This window comes from Tistrella mobilis KA081020-065, from assembly GCF_000264455.2.
In the GTDB taxonomy this organism is placed as follows: domain Bacteria; phylum Pseudomonadota; class Alphaproteobacteria; order Tistrellales; family Tistrellaceae; genus Tistrella; species Tistrella mobilis.
This window is the reverse complement of record NC_017957.2, coordinates 565,537-588,857: the sequence shown is the minus strand read 5'-3', so window position 1 is coordinate 588,857 and position 23,321 is coordinate 565,537. Positions and strand designations below refer to the sequence as shown.

The following is a 23,321-nucleotide window of genomic DNA, read 5'->3' as shown; positions in this document are numbered from 1 at the left end:
GGGCAGGCGTCGCTCTTGTTCGGGGTGAGGTGTCGGGTCGTGGGGCCTGATCAGTGGAAGTCGGGATCAGCGAAAGCGCGGATCACCGAAAACGGGGATCTGGCCACCACGGATAGAAATCGGGCATGTCGGTCGACACCTTCGCCGGGAAGGCGGCGGGCCGCTTTTCCAGGAAGGCGGTCACGCCCTCGGTCACGTCTTCCGTCTTGCCGCGCGAGACGATGGCACGGCTGTCGACGCGGTGCGCTTCCATCGGATGATCGGCGGTGTGCAGGCGCCACATCATCTGGCGGGCCAGCGCCACCGAGACCGGCGCAGTGTTGTCGGCGATCTCGCGCGCCAGCGCGCGGGCGGCGGGCATCAGATCGTCGGGTTCGTGCAGGGAACGCACCAGCCCGCGGCTCAGCGCCTCGTCGGCGCCGAAGACCCGGCCGGTATAAACCCATTCCAGCGCGGTCTGCATGCCCACCAGCCGCGGCAGGAACCAGGACGAGCAGGCCTCGGGCGTGATGCCGCGGCGGGCGAAGACGAAACCGAAGCGGGCGGCGGTCGAGGCCAGCCGGATGTCCATCGCCAGCTGCATGGTGGCGCCCACGCCCACCGCCGCGCCGTTGACCGCCGAGATGACCGGCTTCAGGCTGTCATAGATGCGCAGCGTCACCTGGCCGCCGCCGTCGCGATGCACGCCCGCGATCTGGTTCTTGCGCCCGGCATGACGGTCGAAATCGAACGTGTCGCCGCCGCTGTCCAGATCGGCACCGGCACAGAAGGCCCGGCCCGACCCGGTGACGATCACCGCCCGCACATCGTCATCGGCATCGGTGACGTCGAAGAGGTGCAGCAGGTCGTACATCATGGCCGAGGTGAAGGTGTTCATCTTCTCGGGCCGATTGAAGGTCGCGATCGCGACCCCGTCCTCGACCGCATAATCGAGGGTCCGGAACTCGGGCAGCTTCGGCGAAGCGGACATCGGGCGCAATCCTCCGGTCTGTTTCTTGTCGTGGCACATATCCTCGCCCGCGACGCCGTCCGCGGCAACATAATTCGAACGGTCGTTTCATGGCCACGGAGCAGAGCAGGCCCCGCAGCCCGCGCCCCCCGACCAAGGTCCACATGACGCAACATATCGCATGACGTGACCCGAACGGCCATTGCCGACCGCGGGCCCGGTGCATACCTTCGCCCGGAACGTCACGCTGCGGAACAAGCGGCGGACCGTCACTCGTGAACCGGGGGAGACATAACCGATGACCCAGTCCTGGGCCGATGCGGCTGCGGGCTTCGATTTCGAAGCGATGCTGCGCCAGTCGCTGGCCGGCGATCTTGCCGCGATGAATGCCTGCGTGGAGTGCTGCGACGCCCATGCCGCCGCCGATCCCGACCGGATCGCACTGCGCTATGAAAGCCGCGACGGCCATGGCGGCACAATGACCTTCGGCGCGTTGAAAGAAGCGGCCGGCCGCTTCGCCAATCTGCTGGCCGCCCGCGGCATCGGTCCCGGCGACCGGGTCGGCGGGCTGCTGCCGCGGGTGCCGGAACTGCTGGTCACCATCCTGGGCACCTGGCGGGCGGGCGCGGTCTATCAGCCGCTGTTCACCGCCTTCGGCCCCAAGGCGATCGAGCATCGCACGGCCACCGCCGGCACGAAGCTGATCGTGACCGACGCCCAGAACCGCGACAAGCTGAACGAGCTGAGCGTGCCGGCGACCATCGCCGTCATCCGCGGCGGTGCCGGTGCCGGCGATCTGGATTTCGAGGCCGAACTCGCCGCGCAGAGCCCGGATTTCGCGCCGATCATGCGCCGCGGCGAAGATCCGTTCCTGATCATGTTCACCTCGGGCACCACCGGCCCGGCCAAGCCGGTGATGGTGCCGCTGCGCGCAATCGCCGCCTTCAAGGGCTATATGCAGCTGGCGGTGGGGCTGCGCGCCGACGACGTGTTCTGGAACATCGCCGATCCGGGCTGGGCCTATGGCCTGTATTACGCGGTCACCGGCCCGCTGTCGCTCGGCGTCGCCACCACTTTCTATGACGGGCCGTTCACGGCCGAGAGCACCTATGGTCTGATCGGGAAGCTGGGCGTCACCAATCTGGCGGGTGCCCCAACCGCCTATCGCCTGCTTCTGGCCGCCGGCCCCGAACTGGCGGAAGGCGTGAAGGGCCGGCTGCGCGCGGTCTCCAGCGCCGGCGAGCCGCTGAACCCCGAGGTGATCCGCTGGTTCGCCGAACATCTGGGGACGGTGATCCACGATCATTACGGCCAGACCGAACTCGGCATGGTGCTGTGCAACCATCATGACCTGGACCATCCGGTTCAGGCCGGCGCCGCGGGCTTCGCCGTGCCCGGCCACCGCATCGTGGTGGTGGATGAAGACACGCTGGAAGAACTGCCCGTGGGTCAGCCCGGCATCCTGGCGGTGGATCGCGAGGCCTCGCCGCAATTCTGGTTCCAGGGCTACTGGAACATGCCGACGAAGTCGCTGCGCGGCCGCTATTACCTGTCGGGCGACACGGTGGAGCTGAACGAGGACGGCAGCATCTCCTTCGTCGGCCGGTCGGACGACGTCATCACCTCGTCGGGCTATCGCATCGGGCCCTTCGATGTGGAAAGCGCGCTGATCGAGCACAAGGCGGTGGTGGAGACCGCCGTGGTCGGCAAGCCCGACCCCGAGCGTACCGAGATCGTGAAGGCCTTCGTGGTGCTGAAGCCGGCTTATGAGCCCACGCCCGAGCTGGCGGAGGAATTGCGCCGCCATGTCCGCGCCCGGCTGTCGGCCCATGCCTATCCGCGTGAGATCGAATTCGTCGACGAACTGCCCAAGACGCCGAGCGGCAAGCTGCAGCGCTTCATCCTGCGCAACCAGGAAAAGGCGAAAGCAGAAGCCGGCGCCTGACGGCATCGGCGCATCCCTGATACGGCCCGGCTCCTTTTTCAGGGGCCGGGCCGCTTTCCATTCAGACCGCTTCCGTTCAGAGCGCGCCCTGATATTCGCCACGTGCGGGGTAGTCGGCCTTGATCACGAAATCGAGCGCCGCCAGCAGTTCTTTCGCCGGCGGCCGGGCGAAGGGCATGGTCTGGATCGCCATGTAGTAGAGCGTGCCGTCGGCACGGACCAGGAACAGGCCGGGTTCCGAGAACAGCGCCGGTTCCTCGATGCCGATCGAGGTGGTGCCGCGCCCGGCCGAGATGTACAGCCCCCAGGCCCGGGCGGTGGCGAGGTCCAGCCCATAGCCCAGACGCAGGGCCGAAACACCCGCGCGTTCGGCCATCTGCCGGGCGCGGTCTTCATCATCGGAGGAGATCGCGATCAGCTCCACCCCACGGGCGGCGAAGTCGGGCACCAGCCGCTCCAGCTCTTTCAGCTGGGTGATGCAGATCGGGCAGTGCAGGCCGCGATAGAAAGCGATCAGGGTCATGCGTTCCGGTCGGGCGGCGGCGATGTCGAAACGGCCATGGGCGAGCGTGTCGACGGCCAGCGCCGGCACCGGCGCGCGGGGGGTAAGCGGCATGGGTCGGCCTCCTTGGATAGGCAGGATGTCTTGACGAGGTGAAATCATCCTTCCAGAATTCTGGACATGAATGGTCCAGAAGGTCTGATCCAAAGTCCGGAAGACATCACAGCCCCGGGCGCCCTGCGCATCGACCGGCTGTCGGCTTTTCTGCGCCGCTTTCCGCTGCGGGTCACGGCGCTGCGCGAGGCGGCCGCGCTGGACGGGCCCCCGGCGCAGTTCGCGCTGGCGGGCGATGCCGCGGCACCCTTGGCGCTGTTCGATGCGGTGGATGTCCGCCCCGCCCTCGCCGACCGCCCCCCACTGCTGCTGGCCGGGATCGCCTTCGGCGGCGCCGGCAATCCGCTGCTGGCGGCGCTGGACCGGACGATCCTGCTGCCCGCCGGCCATGATCCGCGGCTGGCGGCGATCCTGGGGGCGCTGGTCGCCGAATGGCAGGATCCCCATTGCGGGGCCGCGGGCATGATCGAACGGCTGGTCGAGGCCGCGGTCATCCGCCTGCTGCGCAGCGCCGTCGCCGGGGGCGCCGACGGCCCGGGCCTGCTGGCCGGCCTGTCCCACCCCCGGCTGCACCGCACGCTGGCGGCCCTGCACGAGGCGCCGGAACGGCCCTGGCGGGTGGAAGACATGGCAGACATCGCCGGCATGTCGCGCAGCGCCTTCATGGCCGCCTTCCGCACCGCCCTCGGCACCAGCCCTGCCGCCTGGCTGACGGCCTGGCGCCTGGCCGAGGCCCGCCGCCATCTGGATGCCGGGCACACGGTCAAAGAGGCCGCCCGTCTGGTCGGCTTCGGCAGTGCCGAAGCCCTGGCCCATGCCCATCGCCGCCGGATGGGCCAGGCCGCGCCGCCGCTCAGCCGCCGGCCAGGCTGAAGAGATGCGTCTCGAAGGCGCGGATGGTGGCGGGAATGGCGGCCCGCCACCATCCGGTCGCCGGCACCCGTCAGGCTCAGCCGGGCCGCGGGCAGGATCCGGGTCGCACGGCCCGTGGCGATGCCGGTTTATCTCATGCCCCCAGAAAGCCTGCTTTTCTTTTCTCCATGAACGCGCGCCGGAATTCAGAATGATCTTTCGACATCATGGTCAGTCCTTCACAGGCAAGAGAGGTTTCAAACAAAAGGCGGCCATAGCCGTCCATATGCGCATTGATGGCTCTTTTGGTCCATTTGAGGGCAAGAGGCGCGTTGGCAAGGAGCATCGAGACGATGCGCGATGTTTCGCGGTCGAGGTCGTCCGGGGGAACAGCACGGGTGATAAGCCCCAGACGTTCAGCTTCGGGAGCCGCCACCATGTCGCCGGTCAGAAGATAGTATTTCGCCTTCATGATCCCGCAGATCAGGGGCCAGATCAGCGCACCGCCGTCGCCGGCAACCAGACCCGCCCGCACATGCGGGTCAGCCAGCCGGGCAGTGTCCGCGGCAATGACCACGTCGGACAGCAGAGCGACCGTGGCACCCAGGCCGATGGCATCGCCATTCATCCGGCAGACGATCGGCCGGCCACAATCCAGCATGCCGGACACGATCCTGCGGGCGTCTTCAGCCTCTTCCGCAAACGCCGCGATGTCCGGCGGCGGCTGCGACATGTCCCCGCCGGCGCTGAACGCGCGTCCGGCTCCGGTAAGGACGATCACCCGGATACCAGGCGCCGTGGCGGCATAGGCGATCGCCTCGCCCAATTCGTGATGCATGACCCGGTCGAAGGCATTCAGGCGGTCCGGCCGGTTCAGCGTCAGCGTGAGGATGCTGTCGGCTATCTCTGCCTGAATGGTGGTCCAGTCGGGGGTGGTCATGATCGGTCTCCCGCAGGGCGGACGAATGCCGCTCAATAGGATTTCGGAAGGTCCAGCACTTTTTCAGCGATGAACGACAGGATGAGCTGTTCCGTCACCGGGGCGATGCGCGGCAGGATGGATTCACGGAACAGGCGTTCCACCTGATATTCCCGCGCATACCCCATCCCGCCATGGGTCAGCACCGCACGGGTCGAGGCATCGAATGCGGCGCGCCCGCCCAGGAACTTGGCCGCATTCGCTTCGGCGCCGCAGGGCTTTCCGGCGTCGTAAAGCGATGCGGCGCGCAGACACATCCACCAAGCGGATTCCAGCTGAATCCAGCATTCGGCCAACGGGTGCTGGATCCCCTGGTTCTGCCCGATCTGCCGGCCGAAGACGATCCGCTCGCGGGCGTAGCGGGCGGCGCGGGCCAGCGCATCCCGGCCCAGGCCGATCGATTCCGCCGAAACCAGGATCCGCTCGGGATTCAGGCTGTCGAGCAGGTAGTGGAAGCCGCGCCCTTCCTCACCGATCCGGTCTTCCTCGGAGACGAACAGATCGTCAATGAAGACCGCGTTAGAATCGACCGCGTTCCGACCCAGCTTGTGGATCCGGCGCACCTCGATCTTCGACCGGTCGAGGTTCGTGAAGAACAGGGACATCCCGTCCGTGGGCCTGCGGCACGCGTCTTTCGGCGTGGTGCGTGCCAGAATCAGGATCTTCGATGCCACCTGTGCCGTCGACGTCCAGATCTTGCGGCCGGTGATGCGATAACCGCCGGGGACCCGCGTCGCAAAGGTCTTGATGCTGGTGGTATCGAGACCGGCATCCGGCTCAGTGACGCCGAAACACGCCTTCTCCTCTCCCCGGATCAGCGGCGTCAGGAAGCGCTGCTTCTGCTCGGCTGTCCCGTGGACGACAATGGCGTGCGGGCCGAACAGGTTGATGTGGATGGCTGACGCCGCCGAATATCCGCCGCCACTCGATGAAGCGGCATGCATCATGATCGCGGCTTCTGTCACGCCCAGCCCGGAGCCTCCCAGTTCCTCGGGCATCGTGATGCCGAGGAATCCCGCGTTTGCCATGGCCTGATAGTATTCTTCAGGAAAGCGCAGATCTTCTTCGCATTCCGTCCAGTACTCGTCACTGAAGTTACTGCATATTTTGCGCACTGCCGCATCAATTGCAGTCTGTTCTTCCGTCAGAGCGATGTCCATTGATGTCCTCCCGGGGGAATTATGAAAAGGATCAGGCGCCGGCGGCGGTTGACCAGCGGGTCAGAAGGTCGTCCGGATCGACCGGTTCCCCCATCGCCGGGCGCGCCGCGGGGGTTGCCGAGAAGCGCGGCGCCGGTGCGGGATGCAGGACGCCGTCAGTCTGATGAAACGCTTCACGCGCCTGATGATGCGGATGGTCCGGCACTTCATCGAGTTCGAGTACCGGCGCAAAACAGGCATCGCTGCCTTCCAGCAGGGCGCACCAGGCATCCCGGTCACGGGTGGCAAAGAGGCGCGCGAACATTGTTTTCAGCTCCGGCCACGACGTCCTGTCGTCGCGCTGGAAGGCGCGCGGATCACAGACATCGAGCCGTCGCAACAGCTCGGCATAGAACTGAGGTTCGAGCGGGCCGATCGCGACATACTTCCCGTCGGCACAGCGATAGGTGTCGTAGAAGGGCGCGCCACCGTCCAGGAGGTTGGTCCCCGGCCGCCCCGGCCAGCGCCCCTGGGCCCGAAGCATATGAAAGACGCCCGCGAAGAGATTGACCCCGTCGACGATCGCCGCATCCACGACCTGGCCACGGCCGCTGCGCATGGCATCGAACAGCGCGGCCAGAATGCCCGCGACGAGAAACATCGCCCCGCCGCCCAGGTCGCCGATCAGGTTGAGCGGTATCGCGGGTTTGCGCCCCTCGGCGCCCAGGGCATCGAGCATCCCGGTGACGGCGACGTAGTTGATGTCATGTCCGGCAGTCGAGGCCAGCGGCCCGGCCTGTCCCCAGCCGGTCATCCGACCGTAGACCAGCCGCGGCGCCTTCGCGAGCAGATCGTCCGGGCCCAACCCCAGGCGCTCCATCACACCCGGGCGATTGCCTTCGATCAGCACCTCTGCCGTCAGGGCAAGTGCCCGCGCCGTCTCCCGGTCCGCCGGATCCTTGAGATCAAGCGTCATGAGGCCCTTGCCACGCGACATGAAGTCATGAGGCCGCGCCGGCTCTCCCGGACGGCCGATCCTGACCACCTCTGCCCCCAGATCCGCCAGCACCATCGCTGCAAACGGCGCCGGTCCGATCCCGGCGAATTCCACCACGCGCACACCGCGGAGAGGTCCGCCAGCAGTCGCCTCCGGATACGGCATCACCTCGTATGTCCTTCTGTCATGGATCCGCATTCACCGCGAGCGGGCTGCCGCCCGTCGCCGGTCCGTTCATGTTTTATGGTGGCAGCCCGCGTTGGAAAATGCTAGCTAATAGTTAGCTTGTGTACTTCATGTGGCCCGGCCGGAATGCGGCGGCCTCAGGGCCACCGGCCCAGTCCATCATCCCGGGAGGAAAAATGACCTTCGGCATCACCGCGTTCGGGGCCTGTGTCCCGCGCCTCAGGCTGTCGCGGCAGGCGATCGGCACGGCTCACCGATGGATGACCGGCGCTTCCCCGAAAGGGAAAGGCTACCGGGCCTTCTGCAGTTGGGATGAAGACAGCGTGACGATGGCGGTGGAGGCCGCCAGGGATGCCCTCGGCCATGGCGAAAGCCGCGCCGCAGTGACGTCCCTGACCCTCGCCTCCACAACCCTGCCTTACGCCGACTTCTCAAATGCGGGGCTCGTCGCCGCGGCGCTCGATCTGGATCCTTCCGTCCGCAGCGACGATCGCACGGGCTCGCAGCGTGCAGCCACCACCGCACTGATCGATGCATTTGCGCGGAAACAGGACGGCATGCTGCTCATCGCCGCCGACCGCCCCCGGACGCAGCCCGCCAGCGCGCTGGAACAGATCTGCGGTGCAGGAGCCGCCGCGGTCGCCTTCGGCAGCGGGGACGTGATCGCCCGTCTTCTGGGATCCGCCGGCATCAGCACGTCCTTTGCCGATCACTTCCGCCCCTCGGACCAGCCCCATGACTATGTCTGGGAGGAACGCTGGATCCGCGACGAGGGCTTCGGAAAGATCGTGCCAAAGGCCGTCAATGCCGCCCTCGCTTCGGCAGGGCTGACCATCGGGGATATCCACCACTTCGTCATGCCGGCGACGATCCGCGGTGCGGCAGCATCGGTCGCGCGGACGCTGGGCTTCAAAGGCGACGTCGCCGATCCGCTCGACGACGATTGTGGCTACACCGGCACCGCCCACGCCCTGCTGATGCTGGGTGCCGTGCTCGAAACCGCCGCCCCCGGTGACCGGATCCTGCTCGTGGGCTTCGGCCAGGGTGCAGATGCCCTCATCCTGGAGGCGAGCGGCCGCACACCCGCGATGGCCGGTGCGCGTGGGGTCAGCGGCGCTCTGTCCGACCGTCTGCCGACCGACGACTATCTGCGCATGCTGTCCTTTTACGGCGAAATCCGTCCGGACTGGGGCATGCGTGGCGAGAAGAACGACAAGCCGGCCCTGACGGAAGCCTATCGCACCGCCGATCAGCTCGCGGCCTTTACCGCCGGCCGCTGTCCGGCCTGCGGCGCGGTGCAGTTCCCGCAGCTCGCCTATTGCGTGACACCCGGCTGCGGTACGCCTGCCCGGGATTTCAGCCGGGTATCCCTGGCCGACGAACCCGCTGAACTGATGACCTGCACCGCCGACTGGCTGTCCTACCATCCGGCACCACCGCTCCATGTCGGCTTCGTCCAGTTCCGCAACGGCGCGCGTCTGCTGATGGAGATCGTGGACGTTCCCACCGGCGTGCTCGACACGGGAATGCCGCTGCGCATGGTCTGTCGGATCAAGCAGACCGACACGGTCCGCGGGTTCCGGCGCTATTTCTGGAAGGCGACCCCCGTCGCCCTTCCTGGTTGAGGTCGGGCGGCACGCCCGGGGAGGAAAACATGGCAACCGGCATCAAAGACAAGGTCGCAATCATCGGAATGGGGTGCTCAAGGTTCGGTGAGCGTTGGGACGTCGGGACCGACGGCCTTCTCGCCGAAGCCTTCGACGAAGCTCTCACCGATGCGGGCATCGAGAAGGATCGCATCGAGGCGGCATGGTTCGGCGCCTGCATCGATCAGGTCAACGTCGGCAACTCCGCAATACCCGCCTCCATGGCGCTGCGCCTGGACGGCATCCCGGTCTCGCGGGTGGAGAACATGTGTGCGACTGGCACCGAGGCACTGCGCGGCGCCGCCTATGCGGTCGCCTCGGGTGCCGTCGACATCGCTCTCGCGGTCGGCGCCGAGAAGCTGAAGGATACCGGCTACGGCGGACTGCCGCCGCCATACAAGGGCACTTTCAACGATCTCTGGCTGCCCATGGGGTCGGCGCCGGCCGGCTTCGCCCAGCTCGCCGCCGGCTATCGTGCGCGCCACGGCATTTCGAAGGAGGATCTGAAACGCGGCATCGCGCATGTCTCCTGGAAAAGCCATCAGAACGGCGTGCTCAGCCCCAAGGCGCATCTGCGCAAGCCGGTGCCGATGGATACCATTCTCCAGGCCCCGATGATTGCCGAACCGCTCGGCCTGTTCGATTGCTGCGGCGTCAGCGACGGTGCCGCGGCCGCAATCGTCACCACGCCGGAAATCGCCCGGTCGCTCGGCCGCCGGGACATGGTGACCATCAAGGCAATCCAGCTCTCGATCAGCTCGGGGATCGAGACCGCCACCAGCGGCTGGGATGGCAGCCATGTCCGCAACACCCGCGTTGCCGCCCGTCGAGCCTATGAAGAAGCCGGGATCACCGATCCTCGCCGGCAGATCGGGCTGATGGAGGTCCATGACTGCTTCTCGATCACGGAACTGGTGACGATGGAGGACCTGTTTATCTCCGAGGAAGGCCGTGCGGTCCATGACGTGCTCGACGGCTTCTATGACCGCGAGGGTGGTGGCGTGCCCTGCCAGGTCGATGGTGGCCTCAAATGCTTCGGTCATCCGATCGGCGCGTCGGGCCTCCGGATGGCATACGAGAACTACAACCAGCTGCTCGGCCGTGCGGGGCCCCGGCAGCTTCCCGCCCCCGCCTTCGGCCTTTCCCACAATCTGGGGGGGGTGCCGTATCAGGGGATCGCGGCGATCTCGATCCTGGGGCTGCACGCATGACCATGACACGGACCCTCTTCTCTTCCGGGCACGACCAGTTCCGGGCCTCCGTCCGGCGCTTCGTTGAAACGGAACTCGTTCCCCATCATGCCGCGTGGGAAGCCGCAAAGATCGTTCCGCGCGACATCTGGCGGCGGGCCGGCGAGATGGGCATGCTGTGCTGCAATCTCCCCGAAGCCTATGGCGGGGCCGGCGCAGACTGGCTCTACAACGTCGTGGTGATCGAGGAGCTGGCGCGTGCCGGCATGTCCGGTCCGGGCTTCATGGTCCACTCGGAAATGGTGGCCCCCTACATCCTGGCCTGGGGCACCGAAGAGACGAAGCGCCACTGGCTGCCGCGCATGGCGCGCGGAGAGGCCATCGGCGCCATTGCGATAACCGAGCCGGGCGCCGGCAGCGATGCCAAGAACATTCGCCTCAGGGCACGGCGTGACGGCGATCACTACGTGCTGGACGGCCAGAAGGTGTACATCTCCAACGGCCAGAACGCGGATCTGGTGGTCACGGCCAGCAGAACCGATCCCGAGGCCGGGGCCAGAGGCATCAGCCTGATCGTGGTTCCGACCGATACGCCCGGTTTCAGGCGAGGCCGGAATCTCGACAAGATCGGCCTCAAAGCCCAGGACACCTCGGAACTGTTCTATGCCGATGTCCGGGTGCCGGTTGCCAACCGGCTGGGTGACGAGAACCGCGGCTTCGCGATGATGATGACCAAGCTCGCCCAGGAACGTCTGACCCAGGCGATCCGCAGCGTTACGGTGGCCGAACGCGCCATCCGCTGGACGGTCGACTATACCCGGGAACGCAAGGCCTTCGACCACACCCTCGCCGATTTCCAGAACACGCAGTTCGTGCTGGCAGCGCTCGATGCCGAGGTGACCGGGGTGCGGGTGTTCGTCGACTGGTGCATCGCCCGCTTCATGGCTGGTGATCTGGATCCGGTCGACGCGGCAAAGGTCAAACTGCTGGCGACGGACCTGCACTGCAAAACGGTGGACCAGTGCCTGCAGTTCTTCGGCGGCTATGGCTATATGGAGGAATATCCCATCGCCCGCGCCTATGTCGACGCGCGCATCACCCGCATTGCCGGCGGTGCTGCCGAAGTCATGAAGCAGATCATCGGCCGCGACCTGTTCACGCGCGAAGATCGCTGGTGACCGACGGGGCGTCCCGCTCCGTCCCGGGGCGGTCTTCGCCCCGGAGCCCGCCCTCCGTCAACTGCCGGGGCCCTGAGGCCGCAAGGCGGACAGACCCGCGGCGGGATGCCGATCCGGCTCTCCTCAGACGTCACTTTTCCGCCATGACCACCCGTTGCCTCCCTCGGGATGGCCCGCGGAAGAACGCCCCGCAGTCGGTTCTGCGGGGCGTCTTTTTTTGACCGGTGATGATGATCAGATCGCCCCGCCCAGCCAGAGCGACAGGACCGGAAAAGCGAGCAGCAGCCCCAGGACCACGATGTCCATGAGGAAGAAGGGCATCACGCCGGCGAACACCTTTTCGATTGCGACCTTCGGCTCCGTGACGCTGGCGAGCACGAAGACGTTCAGACCCACCGGCGGCGTGATCAGTCCCATCTCCAGGAGCTTGACCAGGATCACGCCGAACCAGATCAGATCGAAGCCGTTCTGTTCGATGAGAGGCAGGACGAAAGGCAGGGTCAGCAGCAGGATGCCCAGCGGGTCGAGAAACATACCGAGCACCAGATAGACCACGGCCACCCCCACCAGCAGGAGAACCGGCCCCGGATCGGCGAGTTGCACCAGATCGACCATCACATGGGCAATGCCGGTCAGGGACACGAACGAAACGAAGATCTTCGCAGCCCCTGCAATCAGGAAGATCGCGGCCGTCTGACTGGCGGTTTCGCCCAGCGCGGCGATGAACCCGCCCATGGTGATACGGCGGGTGGCGAAGGCGATCACGGTACCGGTCGCGAAGCTGACGGCAGCCGCCTCGGTGGCGGTGAAGATGCCGCCGTAGATGCCACCGACGATGATGGCGAAGATCATGGCCGCCGGCCAGGCACGCAGCATTGCCGTGACACGTTCCGAGATGGTGAACTGTCTTTCGGCTGCCGGGGCATGGCCCGGACGCAGGCTGGTCCAGATCCCGATCACCACCCAATAGCCCACCAGCGAGATCAGGCCCGGCATGACGCCGGCCATGAACAGCTTCGCGACGGATTGTTCTGCGAAGAGACCATAGAGGATGAACAGGATACCGGGGGGTATCAGGGAGCCCAACGTGCCGGCCGCCGCGACGGAGCCTGCGGCCAGCCGCTGGTCATAGCCGAAGCGGAGCATCTCCGGCACCGCCACCCGACCCATGGTTGCCGCGCAGGCGAGGCTCGACCCTGAGATCGCGGCAAAGCCGCCGCAGCCCAGGACCGATGCCATCGCCAGCCCTCCCGGAATCCGGGCGAGCCAGACACGGGCCGCGAAGTAGATGTCGCTGGTGATACCCGCCCGGAAGCAGACATGCCCAAGCGCCACGAACATCGGGATCGCCGTCAGTTCGTAGCTGTGGAAAAGCTCGAACACCGTTCCCGATGCCAGCGTCATCGCCGGCACGACCGCCATCGCGAAGCGCGGCTCACCGCCGCCCGACAAGGCAAAGAACAGGAAGATGCAGACGACCGCGACGACGCCCAGGGCAAAGGCGATCGGTACCCGGAGGGCGATAAGCACCAACGACATGCCGAGTCCGACAAGTCCGAGGAGGTAAGGGTCCATGGTCGCTCACCCCTTGTGCCCGGCATCGGACGGCACGGGATCGTCCGATCCCGCCAGCAGGGAGGCGAGCTGCAGGCACAGCCTGGCCGTAAGCGACAGCAACCCGAACAGGAAAGCTGTCCGGACCGGCCATTCCGGCAGTTTCAGTTCGCCGAAATAGAAGCTCTGCGACGCGTAGAGTGCGCCGACATCCCCCGCGATCCAGACCACGAGCGGCACCGCCATGACCAACCCGCAAACGAGCGCGAGGCCGCGGCAGGCACGCTGTTGCCGCGGCGTCATATGCTGAAAGAGCAGATCGATGGCGATATGGCCGTCGCGCCCGGTAACCCAGCCGAGGCTGCAGGCGATGGACACAACCATGAGCTGCCGGACGATGATGACATTGTCCGGAATTCTCAGGACCGGCAGCCAGCGGCTGACGATCTCTATCAGGATCAGCGCCGCGATCAGGATCAGCGCGATCGAGGCGACGACAAGCAGACCGCGTTCGATGCCGCCGAGCACACGGTGCCCGGCGGAGATGACGTTATGAAGCATGAGACAGGGGCCTTTCCGGGCCACGATCGGAGGGGGATCGTCGATCAGGGCTTCAGGGCCTCGAGATGGGCTGCGATCTGCGCACGATAAGAAGCGATCAGAGCGGCGCCATCGATCCCGCGTGCGGCCGCATCCTTAGAGAAGGCGTCGAGGAACGGCGCACTGGCCTCATCGATCCTGGTCAGGTCCGCTTCGTCGAAGTGATGGACCTTGAGGACATGACCGTCGATGCCGGTTTCCAGCCGGGCGATGACATCCTGATTGCGTGCGCGGGTCGCGGCAGCGATCTTCTCGGTCATCTCTCGCCCGAGCCGGCGGATCATCTCCTGATCGCGGGGATCAAGGGCCTGGAATTCGCGCTTGTTGAAGAACAGGCCGTTGGCCTGGATGGTCCCGCCATCGATCACCGTGAAGCTGGTGCCGACCTCGTACAGCTTGTAGGATTCGGTCGTGTATCCATAGGCCTGCGAACAGTCGACCATCCCCGACCCGAGAGCCTGATAGGCTTCCGACAACGGCACCAGCGCCGGGATCGCACCGAGCGTGGCAAAGATCTGACTCCAGTCACCGACAGCGCGCACTTTCTTGCCGGCGAAATCGTCGACCGAGGTGAGATCGGTCCTGTTGCACACCATCTGGATGGGGCCGACGCTGTAGTTCGCGATGTAGACCACCCCCAGACGGTCGAATTCCGCCTGCAAGACCGGGTTGGTGGTGGCGAGATCATAGAGGGCGAGTGCTCCCGCCACCTCGTGCGGGTTGCGCACGGGCAGGTCACCGACACGATATGCGAAGAGCTCGTTGGGCGTATAGTCGGCGGTGACGGTGCCGATGGAGGCCACGCCATTGCGTACGCCTTCCAGGATCTTGGTACCCGCAAGCAGGGACTGGGCCCAGTAGCGCTCGATCTTGATGCGGCCATCGGATGCGGTTTCGATCTGCGTCAGAAAATCCTCGACCATCTCGGCACGGATGCCGCGGTTGGGACTGTAATCTGCGAATCGCAGAGTGGTCTGTGCAGCGGCGGCCGTGATGCCGGTGACCATCGCGACGGCAAGCGCCACGATACCGGTGGGCAGGATCGCCCTGATCTCAAAGGAACCGGTCATGTGGATATTCCTCCCTGACTTTCTGTGTGTCGTGGTTTTTTTGGTATGCGGTCCGGTCGATCGGCCCGGCCGATCGGCGCGAGGGGGTCTGTCGAACCGTTCTTCGACAGTACCGGCCCGTCATGGGCAGCCCGCGTCGATCGCATGGCGGCACGTGCCGGGAGGCGGACCGAGCTTCCGGCAGGGCCATATTGTACACTAGCGTATCATAATGAAGACTATCATGTGCCGGCCCCGGCGCAAGCCGTTTGTCCCACTATGTTGTCCCACCATCGCCATCTAGTAAACATGCGTACTATATGTTATGAACAGATCAGCGGCATACAGACCGTAACGGGATGGAAACGCACGAAGAGGGCAGCAGAGATGCAGTACGGACTGAGGGACTGGGCGCGCCGCCAGCCGGAGCGCCCGGCGCTCGAATTTGACGACGGGAGCGTTTCCTACGCGGAGCTCGAAGGGCTTGCCAACCGATATGCTCAACTCTTCCGCCATCACGGCCTGAGCCGGGGCGACCACATCGCCGCCATCCTCGGCAATACGGCAGATCCGCTCGCCCTTGCCTGGGCAGCATACAGATGCGGGCTCTATTACACACCGGTCGCCAACACGTTCTCGGCACCCGAAATCGCGTATATCGTCGACAACTGCGACGCTCGCCTGGTACTGGCCGACGCGCGTTACGCCGGCACCGTGGCACCGCTGGCGGCGGTACCCTCGCCGGGCCGGCAGCACTATGCCATCGGAGACATACCGGGCTTCACGCCTCTGGAGCCCGTGCTTGCCGGAATGCCCGCAACACCGGTTGCGGACGAGACGCCGGGCGCCCTCATGATGTATTCGTCGGGCACGACCGGCGCACCCAAGGGCATCTGGCGGCCGCTATGGTCGCGTGAGGATGCAGGCGATGGCCCGCCGGTCTTCGCCCGGGACCTGATCCAGATCTTTGGCCTGTCATCGGATCTGCGCTACCTGTCGCCGGCGCCGCTCTATCATGCCGCCCCGCTTCGCTGGTCACTGGCCGTAACCGCCGCCGGCGGCACCGCCGTCATCATGCGCAAATTCGATGCGGAACACGCGCTCCACCTGATCGAAACCCGCAGCATCACCATGTCGCAATGGGTGCCGACCATGTTCCGGCGCCTGCTCGATCTGCCAGCCGGACGCCGGGAGGCGTTTCACGCGCCCTGGCATCGCACCGCCATCCATGCTGCCGCCCCCTGCTCGCCCGAACTGAAGCGGGCCATGATCAACTGGTGGGGGCCGATCCTGGTCGAATACTACTCCGGCTCCGAAAGCGTCGGCCTCACCTGCCTCGACACGGCAGAGTGGCTGCGCAAGCCCGGATCGGTGGGACGCGCCGTGAAGGGTGTGCTCCACATCCTCGACGAGGATGATCAGGAACTGCCTCCCGGCCGGACCGGCCGGGTCTTCTTCAGTGGAATCAGCGCGTTTCAATACTACAAGGACCCGGCGAAGACCGCAGGTCAGACCAGCCGTCAGGGGTTCCAGACCTTGGGTGAGATCGGCCGGGTCGACGAGGACGGCTACCTGTTCCTCGCGGACCGCCAGGGAGATCTGATCATTTCGGGCGGGGTAAACATCTACCCTCAAGAGCTGGAATACGCCATTGAGGAACTGCCTTTGGTTGCAGAGTGCGCGGTGGCCGCAAAGCCGCATGCCGACTACGGCGAAACGCCGGTCGCCTTCGTGGTCCCGTCCCGGGACGTCACCGACGAGACCGCCCTTGTCGAAACGATTATCGATTTCTGCCGTACCCGGCTCGGGCGAACCAAACAGCCGCGCGAGATCCGCGTGGTCGACCGCCTGCCACGCTCGGACGTCGGAAAACTGCTGCGCCGGGTGCTGCGTGACCAGCTCCGTGCCGAAGCGGAAGGCGGGTCCTGACCCTCTCCCTCCTCATGATCTGACGGGTGCCCGGATGTTCATAGCGAACCAGACGGAAGATCACCGCCTGATGGCCGCCGCGCTGGAACGCGTGATGGCCAGGACGAACGACTTCGAGGTCAGACGGGCGCGGATGGCTGCGGACCATCCCGATCGTCTCGGCGCCTGGCCGGCATTGCTGGAAGCGGGAGCGCCGACCATGGCCTTCAGCGATGTCCATGGCGGTTGCGGTGGCAGCCCCGCGGATCTCGCCGCCATGCAGATGGCACTGGCGCCTTTCCTGCCGGTTGAGCCGCTGCTCATGGCCGCCGTCACCTGCGGTCGCATCCTGTCCGCCGCCGGTGCCGCCGGCGCGATCACGGCGGTGCTCGACGGCGAGATGATCCCGGTCCTTGCGCATGCGGAAGGGTTCGATCCCTGGCAGCCGCCGCGGCTCGACGTCTCGCCCGCGCCTGAAGGCCTGCGACTGAACGGCCGCAAGCCCGCCACCCGCCATGCCGATGTCGCGACCCATTTTCTCGTCACCGCCCGGGACGCGGCAGCCGGTACGATGATTCTGCTGTGTCCGGCGACGGCGCCGGGGATCGGGCAAACGGCGCTGCGCCTGATCGACGGGGCCGGCGCGGCCGATCTCGTCTTCACGGATACGCCCCTGCCGGCCCCGGCGGTCCTGCTTCAGGGGGCTGCGGCCGATGCCGCCATCCATGATGCGCTCGACTGGACGCTCGCAGGCCTGGCCGTCGAGGCGGCAGCGCTCGCCCGGGCCGCCACCGATGCCACGCTGGCCTATCTGACGATCCGTGAGCAGTTCGGACGACCGCTCGCCACCTTCCAGGCCCTCCAGCACCGGGTGGCGGACATGGAGATCGCGGCCACGGAAGCCGCGGCCATGGCCGGCGAGGCCATCGCCGCTCTGGACCGGCCGTCGGGCCCGGATCGCGCGCAGATCATCCTGGCCGCCAGCCTGGTCACTGATACCGCCGCCCGGCATTGCACCCACGATGCGGTCCAACTGCATGGCGGCATGGGGGTGAGCGACGAGCTGGTCGTCAGCCACTATCTCCGCCGTGTCGCAGCCATTCGCGGCCAGGCAGGCACTCATGATGCCCGTGCGGCAAGGCTGCTCGAACTGGAGGCCCGGACATGACGACCGACGATCTGCACAGCTTCCGCGCCGATGTCCGCACCTTCGTCCGGGAGACGCTGCCGGCCGACATCGCCGAAAAGGTCGCCCGAGGCCGGGAACTCGGCAAGTCCGACTATGTCCGCTGGCAGAAGATCCTCAACGAGCGAGGCTGGCTGACCGGCGCCTGGCCTGAAGCCTGGGGCGGCGGCGGCTGGTCTGCCGCCCGCCAGCTCGCCTTCCTGCAGGAGAGCGCGCTGGCCGGGGCCCCGATGATCATCCCCTATGGCGTCAACATGGTGGGGCCCGTGATCCAGGTTTTCGGCTCTCCCGCCCAGAAGGCGCGGCACATTCCGGGCATCGTCACGTCGGATGTCTGGTGGTGCCAGGGATATTCCGAGCCCGGCGCCGGCTCGGACCTCGCCGCGCTCAGGACGCGGGCCACGCGTGAAGGAGACGTCTACCGCGTCAATGGCACCAAGATGTGGACCACGGAAGCCCATTGGGCGGACTGGATGCACTGCCTGGTGCGCACCTCCGATGCCGGCAGGCAGCAGGACGGGATCAGTTTCCTGCTGATCGACATGACCACCCCGGGCATCACCATCCGTCCCATCGTCACCATCGACGGTCAACACCATACCAATCAGATCTTCTTCGATGACGTGATCGTCCCGGCCGGAAACCTGGTCGGAGAGGAAGACCGGGGCTGGTCCATCGCGAAATTCCTTCTGGGCCACGAGCGCATGTCGATCGCGGACACCGGCCCCAAACTGCGCCTGATGCAACGCATCCGTGCCATGAATGCCGCCGTTCAGGCGGATCCGGCCGTTCCGGCGGGTCTGCGTGCCCGGCTCGCGGACCGGGTCCTCGACCTTTCGGTCCGCCTGCGGACCCTGGTCGCGCTCGAGGCATGGCTGGTCGCGGCCTGGGCCGCCGGTCGGCCGGCCGGTGCCGATGGCTCAATGCTGAAGATCCGGGGGACGGAAGTTCTTCAGGCCATGAGCGAGGTCGCTCTCGATCTGGCGGGCCCCTACAGCACGGTTCACGATCCGGCAGCCCTGCATGACGGCCTGGACCTGCCGCAGACCGCTGCGCGGGACGCCTCCGCCATGGCGCATCACTATCTCTACGGCCGGTGCTGGTCCATCTTCGGGGGCACAAACGAAATCCAGCGGAACATCATCGCCAAAGCCCTCCTCTGACGGCTTTGGCCCGCCCGGAACCGCCTGGCGGGCAGGCCCCCTCGGCCCGCCGGCGGCACCAGCCACCCCGTCTCCATCCAACTGGTGGAGACGGGGTGGATCGTCTGGGCTCAGGCGTTCGTCCGCATGGTTTCCAACATGCTGCGGACCACCCCGCGCTGGATCTTGCCCGATGCCGTGCGAGGCAGCGTATCGACGACGACCAGCGCCCGCGGGCATTTATAGCCGGCCAGCCGACCCCGGGCGAAGTCACGCAGCTGGTCGAGTTCCGGCGCGGTCCCGTCAGCGGCAGGCTCCACCACCGCCGTCACCCGTTCCCCCCAGACGGGATCCGGTATCCCCACGACGGCAACCGCGGCAACCTGCGGATGGTCGATGATCACGTCCTCCACTTCGATCGGGTAGACGTTCTCACCACCCGTGATGATCATGTCCTTCAGACGGTCGGTCAGGTACAGATACCCTTCCTCGTCGACATAGCCGCCGTCACCGGTCCGGAACCAGCCATCGATGATCGCCTCGGCGGTATCCCGGGGCCGGTTGGCATATCCGGCCATGAGCATGTCGCTGCGGATCCAGATCTCGCCATGTTCACCCGGCGGACAGACGCCGCCGTCCGCCCGCCGGATCTCGCAGGCGACGCCGGCAAGCGGACGCCCGACCGAGCGCATCAGCTGCGGCCGTGCGGGATCATGCTCCGCCGGGCCCAGAACATGGGTCGAGCAGGCTTCGGTCATGCCGTAGAACTGGGTGAAGCCGCAGCCGAAGGTGGCCATACCCTCCTTCAGAAGAGCCGAGCCCACGGGTGACGCGCCGTAATAGAGCCCGGTCAGCTTCGGCGCCTGCGCACCGGTGCGCCGGATGTCGTCCAGCACCATGCGGATCACCGTCGGCACCATGAATATCCGCGTCACGGCGTGGCGGTTGCACAGGGCGATCAGATTGGCCGGCGACGGATCTGCGGTGTGAACCATCGTGGCGCCGACCGCGAGCCCCATCATCATGAAGCCGATGCCGGCCATATGGAAATTGGGCATGGCCGACAGGCCGACGTCATCGCGCCGCCAGTCGTCCCACTGCGGCGAGGCGTCATAGGCGGACTGGAAGGCACTGACCGCGCCATGCTTGAACAGGACCCCCTTGGGTCGCCCGGTCGTGCCGCTCGTATAGATCAGCAGCAGCGGATCCTCGTAGCGTCGCGGTGCCTCGACCAGGGGCCCCGACGGGCCGTGCAGCGCCGTCGCCAGGCTTGGCCCCCCGGCGGCCACGGTGGGCAACAGGATCGGTCGTGACGGCCGCCCGTCCAGCGCCTGCGCCACCAGGCCGGCAAAATCCGGATCATGGATCAGCAGTGCCGGTCGCGCGTCTTCCAGGACATAGGCGAGTTCCGCCGCCGCATAGCGCCAGTTGAAACTGGCCAGCACATAGCCACCGCGGGCACAGGCGAACAGCGTCTGATAGAACAGCTCGCTGTTGCGGCCGAAATAGCCGATCGTGGCACCCGCCTCCAGCCCGGCAGCCTGCCATCCGGCGGCCAGACGCCGGCTTCCCTCTTCGAGGGCCTGAAAGCAGGTCGCACGGCTATCGAAAATGATGGCCGGCTTGTCCGGCGTTTCGGCGGCGAAACGTGCCGGCAGATCGGCGATCCACTCAACCCGTTCCCGATCGATCGGCGGGCCACTCACACGCATGGCGATCCTCCCCCTGTGTCGCTGATCTCGTGCATCTGCACATTGTCTTCTTGCATCAGGTATGTAAATTTACCGTATGCTAGTTTACTATACAACAACAGGAGGACGATCGGATGCACATGCTGGAGCGGCGCGTACTGATTACCGGGGCCGCTTCGGGGATGGGCCATGCCGGTGCGCTGGCCTTTGCCCGTGAAGGCGCCCGGCTCGCCCTGGTGGATGTCGACGGCCCGGGCGTCGAGGCTCTCGCCGCGGGGATCCGGGACCGCGGCGGCCATGCGATCGCCATCCGACGGGATCTGTCCGACCCTGCCGGGGTACATGGCCTCGTCACCGGGATCGCCGGATCGCTCGGGGGGCTGGATGTCCTGTGGAACCACGCCGGCATTAACGGCCCGGACTTCGAGCTGCTGGACCTCGCCGCCTATGACAGGATGATGGCGCTCAACCTCACCGCCACGGTCCTGGCCTGCAGCGAGGCGGTGCCCCTGATGCGTGCTGCCGGTCGCGGCGCCATCCTGCTCACCTCCTCGGTCGCCGGTCTTGTGGGGTCAATCCAGAACCCGCTCTATTCAGCGGCGAAATCGGCCATGGTGGGGCTGACCAGATCCCTTGCGATCCGCTACGCGCCGGACGGCATCCGGGTGAACGCCATCTGTCCGGGACCGGTCGATTCGCCGATGCTGCGGGCACTGACCGGCGGTGAACACGGCAGGGACATCGGAGACCGGCTGCTCGCCTCCATTCCCATGGGCCGCCTTGGACGCCCCGAGGAAATCGCCGAGGCGGCCCTGTGGCTCGCGTCGGATCGGGCTTCCTTCGTAACCGGCGTAGCACTGCCCGTCGATGGCGGCCTCACCGCCCGCTGACGCCCTGCCAGCAGAGGACATCCATGACCAGTGGTATCGTAACGACCGACATATCCGATGGCGTCGTGACTGCCACCATCCGCCGTCCGGCAAAGCACAACGCCATCGACCTCGCGGTCGCCGATGGTCTGTGTCAGGCCGTCCGGACCTTTGGCGCCGATCCGGCGATGCGGGTCATGGCCATCAGGTCAGAGGGCCCCTACTTCTCTGCCGGCGCCGATCTGCACAGCCCGCTCTTTCCGGATCCCGGCCTCCCTGGTGCTGCCGCGTTCCGGCGCTGGTACCGGGAGGGCCGCGGCAGTCTGCATCCTCTCTTCGATGCGATCGAGGCGGTGGAAAAGCCGGTCGTGGTGGTCCATCAGGGGCCCTGCCTGGGTGGCGGGCTGGAGCTTTCGCTCGCCTGCGACTTCCGGATCGCCGGCCGCAGCGCCCTTTATGGCCTGCCCGAAATCGCCCTGGGCGGCCTGCCGGGATCGGGCGGCATAAGCCGGCTGACCCGCATCGTGGGTCCCCACTGGGCGCGCTGGCTCGTCATTGCCAACATGCAGATGACTGCGGAACAGGCGCTCGCCGCCGGTCTCGTCCACGAGGTTCACGACGACGATCTCCTGGACGGAGCGGCGACACGTTTCTGCCGGCATCTGGCAGCTCTGCCACCCGAGGCTGTGGCCGCCGGCAAGCTGACGATCGAACTTGCGACGGATCTGGACCGCGCGCAGGGGCGCAACGTCGAAAGACTGGCAGTCGGCAGCCTGGTCATGGGACCGGAATACCGTGAACACGTCGCCTCGATCCGGGCCCGGCTGTCATCCCGCAACGCAGAAGATGGTCTCAACCGAATGACGAGGTCCCCCGGACATGACGCCAGCTGATCGAAAATCCGTGCTCGTTGCCGGCGGCACGGGCGGCATAGGCCGTGCCATCTGCACCACCCTTGCAGGCGCAGGGCTGAACGTGGCCTTCACCTATGGTCGCAACCATGACGGGGCGGCAACGCTTGCCGACGAACTGGCCGCAGCCGGCGTCGGCAGCTTCTTTCGTGCGGTCGCGCTCGAAGATGCAGCCGCCGTGTCAGCCTTTGCCGATGATGCGGCCGCGGCGCTGGGCGGTGTGGACGCCGTGGTCTATGCCGCGGGACCGAACCTCTCTCTTGCGCCGATTTCGGCGCTGGACCCCGCGGAATGGTCACGTGTGATCGACGTGGACGTGAAAGGCGCCTTTCATCTGGTCGCGGCGACCCTCCCGCATCTGCGCCGCCGGCCGTCCTCCGCCATGGTCGCGGTGATCACCGCCGCCGTGGAACGTGTGCCCCGGATGGACATTCTGTCCGCCGCACCGAAATGTGCGATCGAGGCCCTGTTCCGTGGTATCGCCAAGGAAGAAGGCCGTCACGGCATCAGGGCCAACTGCGTTGGCCCCGGCTGGATCGACGGAGGCATGGGCCGCCGGGTGGTGGCGGAGCAGTTCACGCCCGCAAAGCTCGAACGTCTTCTGGCCGTCACGCCGCTCGGCCGCATGGGCACGCCCGGAGACGTTGCCGCCGCGGTCGCCTTTCTCCTGTCCGATGCCGCCGGCTACATCACGGGGCAGAGCCTCGCGGTGGATGGCGGCCTCCAGCTCTGAC

At 66.5% G+C, this 23,321-nt stretch carries 20 protein-coding genes; 11 read left to right on the top strand and 9 right to left on the bottom strand.

What is annotated here, in order from left to right:
- Positions 1-82 precede the first annotated feature (82 nt).
- The gene (locus TMO_RS20450) at positions 83-970 is read right to left on the bottom strand and encodes a crotonase/enoyl-CoA hydratase family protein (protein ID WP_041606940.1); all 888 of its coding nucleotides are present in this window, start codon (positions 968-970) and stop codon (positions 83-85) included.
- Positions 971-1,247: 277 nt separating this feature from the next.
- Between TMO_RS20450 and TMO_RS20445 the strand changes: the two genes are divergently transcribed.
- A complete protein-coding gene (locus TMO_RS20445) occupies positions 1,248-2,894 on the top strand; it encodes an AMP-binding protein (RefSeq protein ID WP_014747604.1) in 1,647 nt (548 codons plus the stop codon).
- A gap of 76 nt (positions 2,895-2,970) precedes the next feature.
- Here the strand turns inward: TMO_RS20445 and TMO_RS20440 are convergent, their stop codons facing one another.
- Positions 2,971-3,510: a peroxiredoxin-like family protein gene (locus TMO_RS20440; protein ID WP_014747603.1), complete on the bottom strand. Its 540-nt coding sequence runs from the start codon at positions 3,508-3,510 to the stop codon at positions 2,971-2,973.
- 66 nt (positions 3,511-3,576) lie between these two features.
- On the opposite strand from TMO_RS20440, the gene TMO_RS20435 reads away from it, so the two are divergent.
- Entirely contained in the window at positions 3,577-4,383 is an 807-nt protein-coding gene (locus TMO_RS20435) for a helix-turn-helix transcriptional regulator (protein WP_014747602.1), read from the top strand.
- Between the two features lie 133 nt (positions 4,384-4,516).
- Here the strand turns inward: TMO_RS20435 and TMO_RS20430 are convergent, their stop codons facing one another.
- The 3 genes from TMO_RS20430 to TMO_RS20420 are packed head-to-tail and all read right to left on the bottom strand — an operon-like array spanning position 4,517 to position 7,642.
- Positions 4,517-5,302 carry an enoyl-CoA hydratase/isomerase family protein gene (locus TMO_RS20430; RefSeq protein ID WP_014747601.1) on the bottom strand — a complete coding sequence of 262 codons (786 nt, stop codon included), beginning with the start codon at positions 5,300-5,302 and terminating at the stop codon, positions 4,517-4,519.
- Between the two features lie 32 nt (positions 5,303-5,334).
- Positions 5,335-6,501, bottom strand: a complete 1,167-nt coding sequence (locus TMO_RS20425; RefSeq protein WP_014747600.1) for an acyl-CoA dehydrogenase family protein — start codon at positions 6,499-6,501, stop codon at positions 5,335-5,337.
- Positions 6,502-6,532: 31 nt separating this feature from the next.
- Positions 6,533-7,642 carry a CaiB/BaiF CoA transferase family protein gene (locus tag TMO_RS20420; RefSeq protein WP_041606938.1) on the bottom strand — a complete coding sequence of 370 codons (1,110 nt, stop codon included), beginning with the start codon at positions 7,640-7,642 and terminating at the stop codon, positions 6,533-6,535.
- A 350-nt stretch (positions 7,643-7,992) separates the two neighbouring features.
- Between TMO_RS20420 and TMO_RS20415 the strand changes: the two genes are divergently transcribed.
- From TMO_RS20415 to TMO_RS20405, 3 genes are read left to right on the top strand one after another with little or no spacing between them, the layout of a single operon-like run.
- Positions 7,993-9,288 (top strand): 3-oxoacyl-[acyl-carrier-protein] synthase III C-terminal domain-containing protein, encoded by a 1,296-nt coding sequence (locus TMO_RS20415; protein ID WP_228382358.1) that lies wholly within the window; start codon positions 7,993-7,995, stop codon positions 9,286-9,288.
- A gap of 29 nt (positions 9,289-9,317) precedes the next feature.
- Positions 9,318-10,520, top strand: coding sequence for an acetyl-CoA acetyltransferase (locus tag TMO_RS20410; protein WP_014747597.1), 1,203 nt, complete (start codon positions 9,318-9,320; stop codon positions 10,518-10,520).
- A complete protein-coding gene (locus tag TMO_RS20405) occupies positions 10,517-11,677 on the top strand; it encodes an acyl-CoA dehydrogenase family protein (protein ID WP_014747596.1) in 1,161 nt (386 codons plus the stop codon). Before TMO_RS20410 ends, TMO_RS20405 begins: the two co-directional genes overlap by 4 nt.
- 234 nt (positions 11,678-11,911) lie before the next feature.
- On the opposite strand, the gene TMO_RS20400 is transcribed toward TMO_RS20405, so the two are convergent.
- The 3 genes from TMO_RS20400 to dctP are packed head-to-tail and all read right to left on the bottom strand — an operon-like array spanning position 11,912 to position 14,901.
- On the bottom strand, positions 11,912-13,252 hold the full coding sequence (locus TMO_RS20400) for a TRAP transporter large permease (protein WP_041606936.1): 1,341 nt from the start codon (positions 13,250-13,252) through the stop codon (positions 11,912-11,914).
- A 6-nt stretch (positions 13,253-13,258) separates the two neighbouring features.
- The gene (locus TMO_RS20395; RefSeq protein WP_014747594.1) at positions 13,259-13,792 is read right to left on the bottom strand and encodes a TRAP transporter small permease; all 534 of its coding nucleotides are present in this window, start codon (positions 13,790-13,792) and stop codon (positions 13,259-13,261) included.
- Between the two features lie 44 nt (positions 13,793-13,836).
- A complete protein-coding gene (gene dctP / locus TMO_RS20390) occupies positions 13,837-14,901 on the bottom strand; it encodes a TRAP transporter substrate-binding protein DctP (RefSeq protein WP_014747593.1) in 1,065 nt (354 codons plus the stop codon).
- Between the two features lie 366 nt (positions 14,902-15,267).
- On the opposite strand from dctP, the gene TMO_RS20385 reads away from it, so the two are divergent.
- The 3 genes from TMO_RS20385 to TMO_RS20375 all read left to right on the top strand — a co-directional run bounded on the left by TMO_RS20385 (position 15,268) and on the right by TMO_RS20375 (position 19,137).
- Entirely contained in the window at positions 15,268-16,809 is a 1,542-nt protein-coding gene (locus tag TMO_RS20385; RefSeq protein ID WP_014747592.1) for an AMP-binding protein, read from the top strand.
- 70 nt (positions 16,810-16,879) lie between these two features.
- Positions 16,880-17,956 carry an acyl-CoA dehydrogenase family protein gene (locus TMO_RS20380; protein WP_187297848.1) on the top strand — a complete coding sequence of 359 codons (1,077 nt, stop codon included), beginning with the start codon at positions 16,880-16,882 and terminating at the stop codon, positions 17,954-17,956.
- Entirely contained in the window at positions 17,953-19,137 is a 1,185-nt protein-coding gene (locus tag TMO_RS20375) for an acyl-CoA dehydrogenase family protein (RefSeq protein WP_014747590.1), read from the top strand. The genes TMO_RS20380 and TMO_RS20375 overlap by 4 nt, the downstream gene beginning before the upstream one ends.
- A gap of 110 nt (positions 19,138-19,247) precedes the next feature.
- On the opposite strand, the gene TMO_RS20370 is transcribed toward TMO_RS20375, so the two are convergent.
- A complete protein-coding gene (locus TMO_RS20370) occupies positions 19,248-20,828 on the bottom strand; it encodes an AMP-binding protein (RefSeq protein WP_014747589.1) in 1,581 nt (526 codons plus the stop codon).
- A 113-nt stretch (positions 20,829-20,941) separates the two neighbouring features.
- On the opposite strand from TMO_RS20370, the gene TMO_RS20365 reads away from it, so the two are divergent.
- The 3 genes from TMO_RS20365 to TMO_RS20355 are packed head-to-tail and all read left to right on the top strand — an operon-like array spanning position 20,942 to position 23,320.
- Positions 20,942-21,697, top strand: a complete 756-nt coding sequence (locus TMO_RS20365) for an SDR family NAD(P)-dependent oxidoreductase (protein WP_014747588.1) — start codon at positions 20,942-20,944, stop codon at positions 21,695-21,697.
- Between the two features lie 23 nt (positions 21,698-21,720).
- Positions 21,721-22,569 (top strand): enoyl-CoA hydratase/isomerase family protein, encoded by an 849-nt coding sequence (locus TMO_RS20360; protein ID WP_014747587.1) that lies wholly within the window; start codon positions 21,721-21,723, stop codon positions 22,567-22,569.
- Entirely contained in the window at positions 22,556-23,320 is a 765-nt protein-coding gene (locus tag TMO_RS20355; RefSeq protein ID WP_041606935.1) for an SDR family NAD(P)-dependent oxidoreductase, read from the top strand. The genes TMO_RS20360 and TMO_RS20355 overlap by 14 nt, the downstream gene beginning before the upstream one ends.
- Position 23,321 lies beyond the last annotated feature (1 nt).

Excerpts from the sequence above, each read along its gene's own strand:
- TMO_RS20400 (WP_041606936.1), bottom strand. The coding sequence starts at position 13,252 with ATGGACCCTTACCTCCTCGGACTTGTCGGACTCGGCATGTCGTTGGTG.
- TMO_RS20430 (WP_014747601.1), bottom strand. The coding sequence starts at position 5,302 with ATGACCACCCCCGACTGGACCACCATTCAGGCAGAGATAGCCGACAGC.
- TMO_RS20360 (WP_014747587.1), top strand. The coding sequence starts at position 21,721 with ATGACCAGTGGTATCGTAACGACCGACATATCCGATGGCGTCGTGACT.
- TMO_RS20370 (WP_014747589.1), bottom strand. The coding sequence starts at position 20,828 with ATGCGTGTGAGTGGCCCGCCGATCGATCGGGAACGGGTTGAGTGGATC.
- TMO_RS20415 (WP_228382358.1), top strand. The coding sequence starts at position 7,993 with ATGGCGGTGGAGGCCGCCAGGGATGCCCTCGGCCATGGCGAAAGCCGC.
- TMO_RS20420 (WP_041606938.1), bottom strand. The coding sequence starts at position 7,642 with ATGCCGTATCCGGAGGCGACTGCTGGCGGACCTCTCCGCGGTGTGCGC.
- TMO_RS20395 (WP_014747594.1), bottom strand. The coding sequence starts at position 13,792 with ATGCTTCATAACGTCATCTCCGCCGGGCACCGTGTGCTCGGCGGCATC.
- TMO_RS20385 (WP_014747592.1), top strand. The coding sequence starts at position 15,268 with ATGCAGTACGGACTGAGGGACTGGGCGCGCCGCCAGCCGGAGCGCCCG.
- TMO_RS20405 (WP_014747596.1), top strand. The coding sequence starts at position 10,517 with ATGACCATGACACGGACCCTCTTCTCTTCCGGGCACGACCAGTTCCGG.
- TMO_RS20450 (WP_041606940.1), bottom strand. The coding sequence starts at position 970 with ATGTCCGCTTCGCCGAAGCTGCCCGAGTTCCGGACCCTCGATTATGCG.
- TMO_RS20375 (WP_014747590.1), top strand. The coding sequence starts at position 17,953 with ATGACGACCGACGATCTGCACAGCTTCCGCGCCGATGTCCGCACCTTC.
- TMO_RS20365 (WP_014747588.1), top strand. The coding sequence starts at position 20,942 with ATGCACATGCTGGAGCGGCGCGTACTGATTACCGGGGCCGCTTCGGGG.
- TMO_RS20380 (WP_187297848.1), top strand. The coding sequence starts at position 16,880 with ATGGCCGCCGCGCTGGAACGCGTGATGGCCAGGACGAACGACTTCGAG.
- dctP (WP_014747593.1), bottom strand. The coding sequence starts at position 14,901 with ATGACCGGTTCCTTTGAGATCAGGGCGATCCTGCCCACCGGTATCGTG.
- TMO_RS20435 (WP_014747602.1), top strand. The coding sequence starts at position 3,577 with ATGAATGGTCCAGAAGGTCTGATCCAAAGTCCGGAAGACATCACAGCC.
- TMO_RS20425 (WP_014747600.1), bottom strand. The coding sequence starts at position 6,501 with ATGGACATCGCTCTGACGGAAGAACAGACTGCAATTGATGCGGCAGTG.
- TMO_RS20355 (WP_041606935.1), top strand. The coding sequence starts at position 22,556 with ATGACGCCAGCTGATCGAAAATCCGTGCTCGTTGCCGGCGGCACGGGC.
- TMO_RS20410 (WP_014747597.1), top strand. The coding sequence starts at position 9,318 with ATGGCAACCGGCATCAAAGACAAGGTCGCAATCATCGGAATGGGGTGC.
- TMO_RS20445 (WP_014747604.1), top strand. The coding sequence starts at position 1,248 with ATGACCCAGTCCTGGGCCGATGCGGCTGCGGGCTTCGATTTCGAAGCG.
- TMO_RS20440 (WP_014747603.1), bottom strand. The coding sequence starts at position 3,510 with ATGCCGCTTACCCCCCGCGCGCCGGTGCCGGCGCTGGCCGTCGACACG.